This is a genomic window from Pseudohalioglobus sediminis, from assembly GCF_008370495.1.
GTDB lineage: Bacteria > Pseudomonadota > Gammaproteobacteria > Pseudomonadales > Halieaceae > Halioglobus.
In genome coordinates this window covers 210174-224757 of the sequence record NZ_VTUX01000006.1, presented here as the reverse complement: position 1 = coordinate 224757, position 14584 = coordinate 210174, and the positions used below count along the sequence as shown (strand labels likewise).

17 protein-coding genes and 1 tRNA gene are annotated in these 14584 nt (G+C 59.1%); 17 read left to right on the top strand and 1 reads right to left on the bottom strand.

Annotated features, from left to right (window positions below; genetic code table 11):
* Positions 1 to 19 precede the first annotated feature (19 nt).
* The 15 genes from F0M18_RS13720 to F0M18_RS13650 all read left to right on the top strand — a co-directional run bounded on the left by F0M18_RS13720 (position 20) and on the right by F0M18_RS13650 (position 10519).
* Positions 20 to 763: a YebC/PmpR family DNA-binding transcriptional regulator gene (locus tag F0M18_RS13720; protein WP_149612015.1), complete on the top strand. Its 744-nt coding sequence runs from the start codon at positions 20 to 22 to the stop codon at positions 761 to 763.
* Between the two features lie 130 nt (positions 764 to 893).
* A complete protein-coding gene (gene ruvC, locus F0M18_RS13715; protein WP_149612014.1) occupies positions 894 to 1412 on the top strand; it encodes a crossover junction endodeoxyribonuclease RuvC in 519 nt (172 codons plus the stop codon).
* A 10-nt stretch (positions 1413 to 1422) separates the two neighbouring features.
* Positions 1423 to 2037, top strand: a complete 615-nt coding sequence (ruvA, locus tag F0M18_RS13710; RefSeq protein ID WP_149612013.1) for a Holliday junction branch migration protein RuvA — start codon at positions 1423 to 1425, stop codon at positions 2035 to 2037.
* The gene (ruvB, locus tag F0M18_RS13705; RefSeq protein ID WP_149612012.1) at positions 2034 to 3092 is read left to right on the top strand and encodes a Holliday junction branch migration DNA helicase RuvB; all 1059 of its coding nucleotides are present in this window, start codon (positions 2034 to 2036) and stop codon (positions 3090 to 3092) included. The genes ruvA and ruvB overlap by 4 nt, the downstream gene beginning before the upstream one ends.
* Positions 3092 to 3502, top strand: coding sequence for a tol-pal system-associated acyl-CoA thioesterase (ybgC, locus tag F0M18_RS13700; RefSeq protein ID WP_149612011.1), 411 nt, complete (start codon positions 3092 to 3094; stop codon positions 3500 to 3502). Before ruvB ends, ybgC begins: the two co-directional genes overlap by 1 nt.
* Positions 3503 to 3521: 19 nt before the next feature.
* Entirely contained in the window at positions 3522 to 4232 is a 711-nt protein-coding gene (gene tolQ / locus F0M18_RS13695) for a protein TolQ (RefSeq protein WP_149612010.1), read from the top strand.
* Between the two features lie 36 nt (positions 4233 to 4268).
* Entirely contained in the window at positions 4269 to 4658 is a 390-nt protein-coding gene (gene tolR / locus F0M18_RS13690; RefSeq protein ID WP_149612040.1) for a protein TolR, read from the top strand.
* Complete coding sequence (gene tolA / locus F0M18_RS13685) at positions 4655 to 5422, top strand: cell envelope integrity protein TolA (protein WP_149612009.1); 768 nt, start codon at positions 4655 to 4657, stop codon at positions 5420 to 5422. Before tolR ends, tolA begins: the two co-directional genes overlap by 4 nt.
* Positions 5422 to 6720: a Tol-Pal system beta propeller repeat protein TolB gene (gene tolB / locus F0M18_RS13680; RefSeq protein WP_188109719.1), complete on the top strand. Its 1299-nt coding sequence runs from the start codon at positions 5422 to 5424 to the stop codon at positions 6718 to 6720. The genes tolA and tolB overlap by 1 nt, the downstream gene beginning before the upstream one ends.
* A 50-nt stretch (positions 6721 to 6770) precedes the next feature.
* Positions 6771 to 7292: a peptidoglycan-associated lipoprotein Pal gene (pal, locus tag F0M18_RS13675; protein WP_149612008.1), complete on the top strand. Its 522-nt coding sequence runs from the start codon at positions 6771 to 6773 to the stop codon at positions 7290 to 7292.
* Between the two features lie 19 nt (positions 7293 to 7311).
* Positions 7312 to 8244, top strand: a complete 933-nt coding sequence (ybgF, locus tag F0M18_RS13670; RefSeq protein ID WP_262500952.1) for a tol-pal system protein YbgF — start codon at positions 7312 to 7314, stop codon at positions 8242 to 8244.
* A 19-nt stretch (positions 8245 to 8263) separates the two neighbouring features.
* A complete protein-coding gene (queE, locus tag F0M18_RS13665) occupies positions 8264 to 8929 on the top strand; it encodes a 7-carboxy-7-deazaguanine synthase QueE (RefSeq protein ID WP_149612006.1) in 666 nt (221 codons plus the stop codon).
* A gap of 2 nt (positions 8930 to 8931) precedes the next feature.
* Complete coding sequence (gene queC, locus F0M18_RS13660; protein WP_149612005.1) at positions 8932 to 9606, top strand: 7-cyano-7-deazaguanine synthase QueC; 675 nt, start codon at positions 8932 to 8934, stop codon at positions 9604 to 9606.
* Between the two features lie 93 nt (positions 9607 to 9699).
* Positions 9700 to 9775, top strand: a tRNA-Lys gene (locus F0M18_RS13655).
* A gap of 327 nt (positions 9776 to 10102) precedes the next feature.
* The gene (locus F0M18_RS13650) at positions 10103 to 10519 is read left to right on the top strand and encodes a hypothetical protein (protein WP_149612004.1); all 417 of its coding nucleotides are present in this window, start codon (positions 10103 to 10105) and stop codon (positions 10517 to 10519) included.
* Positions 10520 to 10608: 89 nt separating this feature from the next.
* Here F0M18_RS13650 and F0M18_RS13645 read toward each other — a convergent pair whose 3' ends face one another.
* Complete coding sequence (locus F0M18_RS13645) at positions 10609 to 10962, bottom strand: hypothetical protein (protein ID WP_149612003.1); 354 nt, start codon at positions 10960 to 10962, stop codon at positions 10609 to 10611.
* A gap of 962 nt (positions 10963 to 11924) precedes the next feature.
* Here F0M18_RS13645 and F0M18_RS13640 point away from each other — a divergent pair.
* Both F0M18_RS13640 and F0M18_RS13635 read left to right on the top strand, forming a co-directional pair.
* Positions 11925 to 12569, top strand: coding sequence for a hypothetical protein (locus F0M18_RS13640; protein WP_149612002.1), 645 nt, complete (start codon positions 11925 to 11927; stop codon positions 12567 to 12569).
* A gap of 90 nt (positions 12570 to 12659) precedes the next feature.
* Positions 12660 to 14552 (top strand): hypothetical protein, encoded by a 1893-nt coding sequence (locus F0M18_RS13635; RefSeq protein ID WP_149612001.1) that lies wholly within the window; start codon positions 12660 to 12662, stop codon positions 14550 to 14552.
* The last annotated feature ends 32 nt before the right edge of the window (positions 14553 to 14584 follow it).

Below are 14584 nucleotides of genomic sequence, written 5' to 3'. Positions count from 1 at the left end.
CAGGGCAAGGGGTAGAGTCATGGCGGGGCACAGTAAATGGGCCAATATCAAGCACCGCAAGGCGGCGCAGGACGCCAGGCGGGGTAAAGTCTTTACCAAGCTGATCCGCGAGCTGGTGGTCGCTGCCAAACAGGGCGGCCCGGCGCCTGAGGACAATCCGCGACTGCGCGCAGCGGTAGACAAGGCACTGGGCGCCAATATGACGCGCGATACCATTGATCGTGCGATTGCCCGCGGCGCCGGTACCAACGACGCCGATGACATGGAGGAGCTGACCTACGAAGGTTACGCCCCCGGTGGAGTGGCGGTGCTGGTTGAAGTCATGACCGATAATCGCAACCGTACTGTTGCCGAGGTGCGCCATGCCTTCAGTAAGCGCGGCGGCAACCTTGGCACCGATGGATCGGTAGCCTACCTGTTCAGTCGCCAGGGTCAGCTTGCTTTCGCGCCGGGTGCCGACGAGGAGCAGGTGCTGGAAGTGGCGCTGGAGGCCGGGGCTGAAGACGTGGTCAGCCACGATGACGGCTCCATCGACGTGACCACCCCCTGGGAAGATTTCTCTGCCGTGAAAGTAGCGCTCGAAGCGGCGGACCTCGAGCCCGCAGCGGGTGAAGTCACCATGGTGGCCTCTACTTCAGTGCCGGTCGATGCGTCCGCTGCCGCACAGGTGATGGGCCTGGTGGATGCGCTGGAAGACCTTGATGACGTGCAGAACGTCTACACCAACGCCGATATTCCCGACGAGGTGCTGGCTTCACTCTGACCGGCTTCGATGCCCCCCGGCGGTTTTGGCGTGCCGGGCTGTGTCTGCCGGGTTTATATGGCAACGAATGCTGACCCGGCCTGTAAATTTGTACATAATGCGTTAACGGGGCACAGGGCGCAGAAATAACATGTCGCTAATTTTGGGAATCGATCCAGGTTCCCGTAAAACCGGCTTCGGCATTATCAGCTATGTTGCCGGTCGCAGTGAGTACATCACCAGCGGGGTTATCCGCCTGCCGGAGGGGGAGCTCGCCCCGCGCCTTAAAATTATCTTTGATAGTGTGTCGGAACTGGTGGCGCAGCACTGCCCCCAGGAGCTGGCCATTGAGCAGGTTTTTATGGCCAAAAGCGCCGGCTCGGCGCTGAAACTGGGCCAGGCCAGGGGGGCGGCCATTGTCGCCTGTGCGAGCCAGGGCATGGAGGTCTCCGAATATTCGGCACGGCAGATAAAGCAGTCAGTGGTGGGTACCGGGGCCGCGGATAAGGGCCAGGTACAGCACATGGTGAAGGTGCTGCTGAAGCTGCCGGCGGAGCCCCAGGAAGACGCTGCGGACGCGCTTGCGGCGGCCCTGTGTCACGCCCATACCCGGCAAAGTATGATCAACATGGCTGGCGCGAAATCCGTGCGCCGCCGCAGAATGCGTTAGGTTTCGGCACATGATAGGTAGAATCCGGGGCACCCTGGCACACAAGCAACCACCTGATATCCTGGTCGAAGTAGGTGGCGTAGGTTACGAATTACAGGTGCCGATGACCACGCTGTTCCAGCTTCCGGAGCTGGGCGCCGAGGTTACCCTGGTCACCCACTTCGTGGTCCGTGAGGACGCGCAACTGCTGTACGGTTTCGTGGACGAGCGCGACCGCGCCCTGTTCCGCCAATTGATCAAGGTGACCGGTGTCGGCCCCAAGCTGGCGCTGACCATTCTCTCGGGTATGGACTCCGCCAGTTTCGCCCGCTGTGTGCAACGGGACGATATCAGCGCTCTGGTGGCGCTGCCCGGCGTCGGCAAGAAAACAGCGGAGCGGCTGTTGGTCGAAATGCGCGACAAACTCAAGGACTGGCTCGGGCAGATTGAGGTCGACGGGTCTGCAGCGGGGCTATCCCCGGCTGCGCCGGTGTCGGACAGTATTGCCGACGCCGAGGGCGCGTTGATCGCCCTGGGTTACAAGCCTGCCGAGGCCGCGAAAGTGGTGGCCGCGGTCAATGACGATTCAATTCAAGGCAGCGAAGAGCTGATTCGGCGTGCGCTGAAGTCCATGGTGAGCGGATGATAGAGACCGATCGCCTTATCGCCCCCGAGGCAGAAGGCCCGCGTGAGGATGCCCTGGACAGGGCAATCCGCCCGAAATCACTCGAGGAATATGTCGGCCAGCGCGCGGTACGCGAGCAGATGAGCATTTTCCTTGAGGCGGCCAGGGGGCGCGAAGAGCCGCTTGACCATACCCTTATTTTCGGCCCGCCCGGCCTCGGTAAGACCACGTTGGCTAGTATTATTGCCAATGAGATGGGCGTGTCATTGAAGACCACATCGGGACCAGTGCTGGAGAAGGCCGGGGATATCGCCGCACTGATGACCAACCTGGAACCGGGTGATGTGCTGTTTATCGACGAGATTCATCGCCTGAGCCCCTTCGTGGAAGAAGTGCTGTATCCGGCGATGGAAGACTACCAGCTGGATATCATGATCGGGGAGGGCCCCGCGGCGCGCTCGATCAAGCTGGATCTGCCGCCTTTTACACTGGTGGGCGCGACGACCCGTGCCGGGCTGCTGACTTCGCCACTGCGTGATCGTTTCGGTATCGTGCAGCGCCTGGAGTTCTACGAGGTCGCCGACCTTGCCCATATCGTGGAACGCTCCGCCAATATACTGGGTATCGGTATCGACAAGCAGGGCGCTGCCGAGATCGCGCGCCGCTCCCGAGGTACGCCGCGGATTGCCAATCGCCTGCTGCGTCGGGTGCGCGATTACGCGGAAGTCAAAGCTGACGGGCATATCTCGGACAAGGTTGCAGACCGCGCACTGGACATGCTCAGCGTGGACCAGCAGGGCTTTGACCACCAGGACCGGCGCCTGCTGCTGGCCATGATCGAGAAGTTCGACGGCGGGCCAGTGGGTGTGGACAGCCTGGCTGCGGCGATATCCGAGGAGCGCGGCACGATCGAGGACGTGCTCGAACCCTATCTCATACAGCAGGGCTACATGCTGCGAACACCGCGCGGGCGTATGGTTACGCGCAACGCCTACCTGCATTTCGGCCTGCCGCAACCCGGCGGGCGTGAAGATGCCAACCTGCCACTGGACCTGGGCGAGGGGAACGACATCTGATGGCCGCGGAGGAATTTTCCCTGCCGCTGCGAGTCTATATCGAGGACACGGATGCCGGGGGCATTGTTTACTATGTCAATTACCTGAAGTTCATGGAGCGCGCACGTACCGAATTCATGCGGGCGCAGGGTTTTGGCAAGGACTATATCTTCAATCACGACCTGATGTTTGTGGTCCGCGATGTGGCCGTGAAATATGTGGCACCCGCACAGCTGGACGATGAGCTCACCGCCACGGTGTGCCTGGTGGCACTGAAAGGCGCTTCCATGCGCATGCAGCAAACCGTGCAGCGCAGCGGGCAGGTGCTGGCCAGGGGTGATGTGACCATTGCCTGTGTCGATCGCGCCGGCGTCAAGCCCCGGCGCATACCCGAACAAATGCTGGAGAGGCTGGCGCCCTTCACTGAATGAAGCAACTGAGGAACCTGAATTGGAAGAACAACTAAGCCTGATAGACCTGGTGTTGCAGGCCAGCTTTACCGTGCAGATGGTCATGGCCATTCTCATGGGCGCGTCTTTTCTGTCCTGGTACATGATCGTCCAGCGTTTCATATACCTGCGCAACGCCCGCGACGAGATGTATGACTTTGAGGAGCGCTTCTGGTCGGGAATCGACCTGGCCCAGCTGTATCGCGAGGGCAATGAAAAGGCCGCAGACGGCCATGCCATCCTGGGCATGGAAAGCATTTTCCGCGCCGGATTCAAGGAGTTCTCGCGTCTGGCGCAGCAGGCTGAAATGGACTCGGAAGCGATGCTGGAAGGGTCTCGCCGGGCCATGCGGGTGGCGCTGATGCGTGAGGAAGAACGCCTGGAACGGCACCTGCCGTTCCTGGCCTCGGTCGGCTCGACCAGCCCCTACATAGGCCTGTTTGGCACGGTCTGGGGCATCATGCACTCCTTCCGCGGTCTGGCCAATGCCACCCAGGCCACCCTGGCCACGGTGGCACCGGGTATATCCGAAGCACTGGTGGCCACGGCCATGGGCCTGTTCGCCGCAATACCCGCGGTGTTGGCATACAACCGCTTTTCGGCTCGTGTCGATGTTTTCAGCAACCGCTATGACACCTTCGTAGACGAATTTTCCAGCATTCTTTCCCGCCAGGCCTATGCCCTGCGGGCACGTGAAAAGCAGGCGGGGTAGGGCCAGGTGAGCAGAACCCGCGGCAAGCGTAAGCCCATGTCAGAAATCAACGTGGTGCCCTACATCGACGTGATGCTGGTACTGTTGATCATCTTTATGGTGACGGCGCCAATGCTGATGCAGGGCGTCAAAGTGGACCTGCCCGAGGCCGCCGCGGACCCGGTGGAAAACCAGGACAGCGAGCCGTTGATCGTGTCGGTCAACGCCAACGGCGAGCTGTTTCTGAACCTGGGCAATGAAGAGCAGGTTCTCGCCCTGGCGACAATCAGGGATCGTGTGTCCAAGGTGATGCAGCGCAACCCCGAGAAACCGGTCTTGATCTGGGGTGACGAGGCCGTGCCCTACGGAGAGGTGGTAACAGTGATGGTGGCATTACAGCAGGCCGGTGCGCCCAGTGTCGGCCTGGTAACCGAGAACCCGCAGTGACCACGGAATCGCTTTATGGCAGACCCGTTGCACCGCGCGTGGTGGTGCGTCCTGCGCTGGCCTCCCTGGCTCTTCATGGCCTGCTGGTGGCAGCGCTCACCATGAACTGGGTGACGACGGAGCCCGAGGTGATAAAGGTCAAACCAGCCCCGAAAGTGATCAACGCGCGCCTGGTGGACGTCAGCGAGTTCCAGCCGAAGCCCAAGCCCAAACCGAAACCCAAAGCGCAGGCCAAGCCCAAGACCGCCGCGGCAAAACCCAAACCTGTGGCCAAGCCCAAACCGAAGCCCGCGCCGAAAGTGGTGCCCAAGCCCGCGGCCAAGCCCAAGCCGGTCCAGCCAAAGGTGGAACCGAAGCCGGAGACGCGCATTACCGAGCAGGAGCTGGCGGCGATTACCCGTGCGGACCTGGCCCGGGCGCTGGACGAGGAAGAGGAGGTGCTGGAGGCAACCGCGACGGCCGAGGAGATGGCTGCCAGTTATGCTGCCCTGATACAGCAGACGGTGACCAACTACTGGAACCGGCCGCCGAGCGCCCGCAACGGCATGGAGGCCCTGCTGCAGATCCAACTGGTGCCCACGGGGGAAGTGGTCAGTGTGAGTGTACTGAAAAGCAGCGGCAATTCAGCATTTGACCGTTCGGCCATGAACGCGGTAGAAAAAGCGGGCAGTTTCCCGGAGTTGCGTAACCTGCCCACCCGGGAGTTCGAGAAAAACTTCAGGCGCTTTCGCCTGCTATTCAAACCAGAGGATTTGCGGTACTGATGAAAAGGCTGATATTGGCCCTGGCGCCCCTGTTGTTGGTGGTAACGGCGTTTCACGCCCGAGCCCAACTTACTATTGAGATCACCCAGGGCATTGATAATCCCACGGCGATAGCGGTGGTCCCGTTTGCCTGGCAGGGTCCGGGCACTGCACCGGAGGACGTTGCGCTGGTCGTGGATGCTGACCTGGCACGCAGCGGCCAGTTTGCGCCTGTGGAGCGTTCGGCCATGCTTGGCAGGCCCAGCAACCAGAGTGAAATCTTTTACCGGGACTGGCGCGCAATCCAGTCGGAATACCTGCTGATAGGCCGAGTAGTGGCCCAGGGCGCGGACATGCGCGTGGAGTACGAGTTGTACGACGTGAATCGCCAGCAGCAGGTGCACAGCGGCAATGTCACCGGGCCGGCGAATGAAGCGCGAATGCTGGCACACCGCGTGGCCGATGCGGTGTATGAGAAACTGACAGGTATTCCCGGCGCCTTTGCAACGCGGCTGTTGTACGTTTCTGTGACCCGGAATCCGGGAGGCAAGGATTACTACCGCCTGACCCTGGCGGACTCCGATGGCGCCCGCCCCATCGTGCTGCTTGAATCTCGGGAACCCGTGCTGGCGCCGGGATGGTCGCCCGATGGCACCCAGATCTCCTATGTTTCCTTCGAAACCGGGCGGCCGGCCATCTACCGCCAGAACCTGGCCACCGGTGCTCGCGAACAGCTGACCAATTTCAAGGGCCTCAACGGCGCCCCGGCCTGGTCCCCGGATGGCAATACCATGGCGATGGTGCTGTCCAAGGACGGCAGCCCCGATATCTACCTGATGAACCTGCGTACCAAGCAGCTGACCCGGGTGACCCGGCATTACGCCATTGACACGGAGCCGACGTGGATGCCGGATGGTCGGTCCCTGTTGTTCACTTCTGACCGGGGTGGCAGGCCGCAAATCTATCGCTATGACCTGCGTACCGGAACCACGGAGCGGGTGACATTCGAGGGCTCCTACAACGCCCGGGCGAGGGTGGCCCAGGATGGTCGCAACGTGGTCCTGGTGCACCAGCAGAGCGGACGTTTCCACATCGCTATACTGGACCTGGTGACAAACCGTTTGCAGGTGCTCACTTCTACCCAATTGGATGAAAGTCCCAGTATCGCGCCCAATGGCTCTATGGTATTGTACGCAACGAAACACGCAGGTCGCGGCATTCTTGCTGCGGTCTCGGTTGATGGGGGAGTGAAATTCCGGTTGCCCTCGCGGGATGGCGATGTGCGCGAGCCGGCTTGGTCACCTTATATGAGTCGATAGTCCGGCTCGACACAAACGTTATATAACTACGTACTTGAAGGAATGGTAATATGAAACATCTACCTGTTGCCGGTAAAATTGTAACCGTGCTGTTCACTGCAGCTTTTCTGGCAGCTTGTTCCGGTAGCTCCAAGAAGGAAGAAGAAGAGGCTGCCGCAGCCGCCGCAGCTGCTGCTGCCGCAGCGCAAGCCGAGCAGCAGGCTGCTGCTGCCGCCCAGGCTGAACAAACGCGTCTGCAGGAGCAGGCCGCAGCATTCGGCAATGTCTTCTATTTCGATTTCGACAGCTACAACCTGAAGCCGGAAGCAGTTGAGGCCCTGGACGCCCACATTGCCGCGCTGCAGGGCACGGAAGCGACGATCCGCCTCGAAGGCCACACCGATGAGCGCGGTACCCGTGAGTACAACATGGCCCTGGGTGAGCGACGCGCCAACGCGGTGCGTGACTACATGGTTGTGAATGGCATTCCCAGCTACCGTATCGAAACCGTCAGCTACGGTGAAGAACGACCTCTCGCCTACGGTTCAGGGGAGTCCAACTGGTCCCAGAACCGGCGCGTCGAGCTGAAGTAAACCGCCTATGGCATTACACATGAGCAAATTGCTTGTGGCGAGCGGGCTGGTCCTTGTGACCGGCCCGTTGTGCTTCATGGCCCAGGCCCAGGACTACATAGATCTCGAGGCAGAGCGGGGTGAGCAAACTGCGCCCGCAGCCCCGACCTCGACACCGTCGTCTGTGGGTCAGCGCGATCCTTACGGTGTACAACCGGCGCAGGCCTACCCGGCCACCAGTTACGGCGTCAACAATGCACCCTCGGCCGGACCGGCGGCGCCAGCCTCAAGCCCGCGTGCCCCGGCAGCCAGTTCCGGAGGCCAGAACCTGGGCACGATTTACCTGCAGATGCAGCAATTGCAACAGGAGGTGATGCGGCTCAACGGGATGGTGGAAGAACAGGCCAACGAACTGCGTAAACTGAAGTCACAGAGCCTCGAACGCTATGTCGATCTGGACAAACGGCTGAGTGCCGTGGGTGCCGGTGGCGCAGCGCCCGCCAGTAATGGCGGCAATGCCTCACCCGTAGTCGCCGCTCCGGTGGCAGGCCCCGGCGCTGCGGCGGGCGGCAAGGGTGCTGAGCTGCCCGGTGAGGCCGATGCATATCGCAGCGCCTACTCATTGGTCAGGGGGCAGCAGTTTGACCAGGCCGTGGATGCATTTCGGCAATTTCTCCGTGATTACCCTGATGGCAGGTATGCGGCTAATGCCCACTACTGGCTGGGAGAGTTGTACCTGGTGATTGCCCCGCCGGACCTGGAATCTTCCCGGCAGTCATTCACACTGCTGCTGAGTCAGTATCCGGACAACCCCAAGGCGCCGGATGCGATGTACAAGCTGGGCAAGGTACAGTTTCTGAAGGGTAATCGTGAAAAGTCCCGAGAGTACCTGGAGCGTGTCGTGAGTGAATACGGCAGCACCAATAGCTCCGCGGTACAACTGTCTCGCGACTTCCTGCAAGAGAACTTTTAGCCCGCACGCGGTTTAGCCCATGTCCAGTCTGGTGCACAGTGAGGATGCCCTGCGCATCACCGAGATCTTCTATTCGCTACAGGGCGAGACCCGGACCATGGGCTTGCCCACCGTATTTGTGCGCCTGACCGGTTGTCCGCTGCGCTGTACCTATTGCGACACTGAATATGCCTTCACCGGTGGCGAGCTTATGGCCATTCAAGACATCCTTGCCCGTGTGGCGGAGTATCAGCCAGCCTACGTTACCGTGACCGGTGGCGAGCCCTTGGCGCAACCCAACTGCCTGCCGCTGCTCACGCAGCTCTGCGATGCAGGGTACGAGGTCTCGTTGGAGACCGGCGGTGCCATGAGTCTGGAGGGGGTGGATAGCCGCGTGGTATCGGTGCTCGACCTCAAGACGCCTGCCTCTGGCGAAATGCAGCGCAACGACTACGACAATGTCCCCCGCCTGCGCAGTCAGGACCAGGTCAAGTTTGTCATCTGTGACCGCGAAGATTACGAGTGGGCGCGCTTCAAACTGGATGAGTTGAAACTGGCGGATCGCGTTGCCGATGTGCTGTTTTCACCCAGTCACGCTGACCTGTCAGGCAGGCAACTCGCCGAGTGGATACTGCAGGACCGCCTGCCTGTGCGAATGCAACTGCAACTACACAAGATTTTATGGGACGACCAGCGGGGGCACTGAACATGGGCGAGAAGCGAGCTGTAATCCTGGTTTCAGGCGGACTGGACTCCACCACGGTGCTGGCAATGGCCCGGGACAGTGGCTACGCCTGTTACACGCTGAGCTTTGATTACGGGCAGCGGAATCGTGCCGAACTGGCCGCTGCCGAGAGGGTCTCGGCTTCTCTCGGTGATGTAGAGCACAAGGTGGTGACGCTCAACCTGGACAGCATTGGCGGTTCGGCACTGACCGATGCCAGTATCGCCGTGCCCGAAGCGGCCACCGAGGGCATTCCGGTGACCTATGTGCCAGCCCGCAATACGATTTTCCTGTCTATCGCGCTGGGCTGGGCCGAGGTGCTGGAGGCTCGGGACATTTTTATCGGTGTCAATGCGGTGGATTACTCCGGATACCCCGACTGCCGTCCCGAATTCATTGCCGCGTTCGAGGATATGGCCAACCTGGCCACACGTGCCGGCGTGGAGGGCAGTAAAACGACCCTGCATACGCCGCTGATGCAACTCGGCAAGGGTGATATCATTCGCAATGGACTGAAACTCGGTGTGGATTACGCCTTGACCGTGTCCTGCTACCAGGCAACGCCGGACGGCCTGGCCTGCGGCAAATGCGACAGCTGCCGCCTGCGCCGCCAGGGATTCCTGGATATTGGCGTAGATGACCCAACTCGCTACATCTAAGCCACTGATTCCCGTCGCTTTTCGCCGTCAGAAAAAAAACCGGCCGGGTCTTGAGTTTTGAGTTCAAATCCGTAAGATACCCACCTCTTCTGAGGGTCGTTAGCTCAGTTGGTAGAGCAGTTGGCTTTTAACCAATTGGTCGCTGGTTCGAATCCAGCACGACCCACCAATATCACTGTGCAAACAGTGGCTTAGAAGCCTCGCAATGCGGGGCTTTTTTGTGCGTGTCCCATAAAACTCTATTTGTCCCATACCGGGTGGGCTTTCCAGTCTAAATCGCCGAGTTATTGCTATCGCTGATAGCCAGTGACAATCGCCGAACAAACAAAGCATATTGTGTCGCTACCTACCTTTTTTTCCAACGAGCCGCCAGCCGCTCATGTATGCGCCGTTATCGTGCTCGTAACCCATGCCTTGGTATGAGTCTCCACTTGAGGAATTTTTGAGGGCCAGGCCGGTAGGCTCCCCTGTCTGAGAATGAGGGAGGTAACACTGGATGCGACTAAAGATTATGCTGTTAGTCGGGATGGCTACTGTGCTGCTCACGATCCTGCTTGATGCAATGGGCATAGACCCCTCTTTCGCCTTCTGGGTATGCGGTGCTGCATTTGGCCTCGTGTGCTTGTTTTCCATGTGGTTGGTAGGGCCCGAAATGGAACTAACATGGGAATTTTTGCTATTCACCGGATGCGGACAGCCAGCGATCTGGGCTCTAGAGGTACATGGGCCAGTAGAAGGCCTCATGCTCCTGCCAGCTCTTCGCAATCTGGAAAACTCGGCCTCGGGTTTCTTTGAGCAGCCGCCATGCGGCACCGTGGTCGCCAGCGGTGATCGGGATTTCGAGTATTTCATCTGCGAGCAGTGCCTCGCGCATGACAGCACACTACCGCTGGCGCTTCGCCGTTCTCTATGACGCAGCAACCGAGGTCGGCAATAAACTTAGCGAGAATTCGAAAGTGTTGGCGGGTGACAGTTTTGCAATCAAGTAGAGCCCGTCTCGGTTCACCGTTTGTCATGGCGCAGAAAGATTTTACTTCTTCGCAATGCCTCCCCGGCCAGAAGAAAGAGACTAAACGCGACTGTGAGGGTGCTCCCCAGGCCGCCCATCACATAAAGCCAGAACCAGGTTTCGTCGATTATCCGCCCAATGATGAACCACGAGCTTGCTTCGGAATAGTAGAAGGAGCAGTTGTCATACCAGCTGTCTTCATACCGCCATACACAATCGATTGCCCTGGTTCCAACGTAGTCAGATAGGAGGAACCAGCACTGGGAGATAAAAAAGGCCATCGCCAGTGCACTTCCGCTTGCAAAGGCCATCAGGTGGAGCACTCGTGTCCGAACTCTCTTATTCATGAGCCTCCAGCCGAAAGGTTGTCTAGATCGTTTTCGTGAGGTTGTCAGACTAGACGCGCGTCCAGTCCCTGTGAAGTATCTGATAGCAAAAGCCGACCTGGATTGAGGTTCCCTTGAGGTTGCTAGCGCTACACTGCCGGGCAAGTGTTGATGATGCGTTTTCCTCTGCTCTGCGTGCCGGCTTGCCTCAAGGTTGGCATGGCCCAAGCCCGAGCCAAACGCTGGAAGGAGCAGCATGGCAATTTCTAACATAGTAATGCCTGTCTGCGTTGGTGAATCAGATGTCAGCCGAATCCGTCTTGATGTTATCGGTTCGGCCTTCTATGCTGGCGTTGCAGGCAAAGCGGTTGTACCCACGGCCGTACTCCAGGGTCACGCGGGAAGGGACATCTATATTCTGTATGGGCCGTTCGCCTCGCAGCTGGCTCGAATAGAGCCAGTTGAACTGGATGCAGGACCACGGAGACACGCCCTGCTGACCACCTTGAGCTATAGGGGCAATATCTCCAGCATAGATGCGGATAGGTTACAGGGCGCGGTGAGTTTGCTTTCAGCCAGTCGGGATCGAGAAATACCCAGTGATTGTGCCGTGATCGGCTACAACCTAGGCGCCGCTATCGTATTCGAGCGGTCCAGTGCCGGCACACACGGGCTCGAGCCGCGTTATAGCAGCGGGAAGGGTCGAGTGGGAGAAACCATTGACTCAGTGCAGATGTTTGACGTCTACCAGAAGGGCAGGAGACCAGATAGCGCTGCCCTGTGCCCGGGATCCATCGTTGTTCACAGTGGCGAAAAGGCTGCTGAAATAGTATGCGGTATTGTTCTTCAAACGGTTCAGACGGTGCCCTACGGGCGCCGGTATTTCTGTGCCTCGGCAGCGGATGCACTGCCTATGCACCATGCCGGGGCATATTAGCTACAATCTTCTTCCAACTTGGGAGAGTGACGGAGTTGGTAGTGTGATGGATTGGTTGGCCACTGTGGGGTTGAGAAAAGTCGGTGATACAGTCAATAGAATTGCTGGCTGGCTGATCGTAATCAGCATGCTCGGCCTCGTTGCATGTAGTTCATTCCAGGACAAGGCCAAGTTGCGGAATGTTGCCGTCATGGATGCATCGGTCGATATTGAGCGACTATTGGTTGAAGCCCGCCTTGCAATCCGTGTTGCCGCAGAGCCTCAATCGGATTGGGAGGCGCTGTACTACTACGGCGAGCGGCGCTGCCTAAAAGGTGGTCCATCGGTGCACCAAAAGCGCGATGAAGCCGGGGTGGTCGAACTGCATCCAACCTGTGAGCCTTTGACCATTTTTGAGCCCTATTGCAAATTCAAGCCAGAGCAAACCGGTGGGGAGACTATCCTCGCTGGGACCTGGAGAGTCACCTCGGGTCATGCCGTCCGTGTCAAACAGCCAGCCGAGGGCAGGGCCTTCAAGCTTTCCCTGAAGCCCGAGCCCACCTCTGGCAGGAAGCCCGCTGCAGCTTCCCTGCTGTGCGTGAATCCGGCAGAGATGCAAGCCCAGTACGGTAGCGAGGTGACGAGGGAAGACCTGGTGCTGCTGGAGCTGATGCTGGCCAACAGAATTCAATTCCTCCAACGCTCACACTAGGGCGAGCAGTTTTTGAGCCCAGTTTGAGAAACATTGCTCGATCATACGTTCTCCCGTAGCCAGACAGTGGGCGTTATAGGAGAGCGAACAGTGAAAGTCCAGATTCAACCCAGCAAATTGAAACTCTCGTGTATCCATGACATGTCCCCGGCGGCTATGGCGGATTTCATCACGGTGCTCGTCCAGGCGGATCCCTCGGCATTCCGAATTCGCTTCCAGGCGACTATAGAGGCCGCGATAGAGTCGAGCGAGGGGTTGGTCAAGGCGGCTTTGATTCGAAGCCTGGATACCTGCCGGTTGCCCATTGAGCTAAAGCTCGCGCTACCCGCTCTTAGTAATACCAGCGATGAAGTGGTCGAGGCAACGCTGCACGCGCTCAGCTGCGCCGCTTCTCTCTCGCCTCGCTGTCATTCGTATGGTGGTGAGGGATTGATGCATATCAGCAGCTCGGGCCACGACCCAGAGAGCTTGGAACTGGAGCCTACATTCGGCAACTTAATGGCCGCCCTGGAAGCCCTGGCCACTTCCAGTTGTAGGCCCATCGAACTGCGGCTGGCGGCACTTAAAACTGCTCACCAACTTGGCCACCCGACGTGTATTGATCTCGCTCTGGACTTCCTTGAAGCGAGCCGTTACTCGGATATGTATCTGGAGGAAGTGGCGCGTTCTTTTGTGACGTGGGGCGAACCGGCTCTGGTGGACCGATTGATGGACGTGCTGTTGCCATTGGACGAGACATGGGTCGGCCTTGCGCTGGAGTCATTGGGATCGCAGCTCAGCTCGAGGCATTTACTGATGATCAGGAGGTATCTGCAACAGCCCCAGTCCGTAGAGCTTAACAACGCCGTCCGCGCGTTATCAACCTGCGACCTACCCCAAGCACTGGAGATGCTGCTGTGGATCTGCGGGCAGGGCTCTGAGCGTTACGGAAACACGTTCTATGGGGCCCTGGCTGCTCTGGTGGCGCGGCGTCATCCTCTTGCCGTTGACTTCGCTGAACGCGACTTGCAAGAGGCTGGTGGTAGCGTACCCGCGTTCGATGCCATCGAAATCTTTCCCCAGGCTATGGAGAGAGAAAAACTGTCCCGGTTGGTGGAGCGCGAGGCCGAACCACGGCCCGGCCGTGCAGATGTTGGATGGCGTGCCCTACAAGTTGCAGAGCTAGCTGCGAACCCACGGCTACTGGACATGGCTGAAAGATGTCTCGGCAGTGAGTGCGTACTGAGTCGAGAAGAAGCGATTCGCATACTCGCCAGCTACGCGTGCGACACGCGGGTTGGTGCGCTAATTGACGATTTCACTAGCCCTACACAGTCCGAGCAGGAAGGCGCTCCTTATTCAAATCTGCGATATTTGCAGGGCCTCATTGCCGGCTTGGGTACGCGGAAAGACGAGCGCTACGTGGGTGCAATATGGGAGCTTATGTTGCTTGCTGACGCAGCGATGGTCACCAAGGCTGGAGTGGCGGCTATCGCCAATTGCTCAGCTCGTACTAAGCACTGGTATCTCAGAAAGCTGCTGCCTTGGTGCGGCAGGTCCGGTGTAAGTGATCATTTTATGAGTGGGAGAGACGCTCAGGCCTTAGCGGTGGAGTTGCTTACCGGTGAAGCTACTATGCATCAAGCCAGGCAACTGATCCTGAACGGTTTGGAGAGCGATGACTGGTCAGCTTTCTGTGCGGCGGTTGAGGCCATCGACTGCCAGGTGTCGAACGGTGACATCCTCTCAGCCTTACTCGAGGGGGTAAGGCGGGAAGACCCTGGCTCGCCTGCCGCTTTGAAAAAGCTGACTGAAGTGGGCGGTTACAATGTGGGCGCTGCCCTTATTGAAATGGCCAGCCAGGAAAGTGACGCACACACTGCGCTCGGCATACTCGAAGCAGCCTCCCAACTGGTGCCGATCGAGCACTTGCTGCCTGCAACAGAAGAACTGCCGATTTTTTCTCGAGCAGAGCGCGGTGCGTCATTCTGGTGCGCAGATTGAACGAGCTTGCTCGGGCTAATGGGTTTTCATTG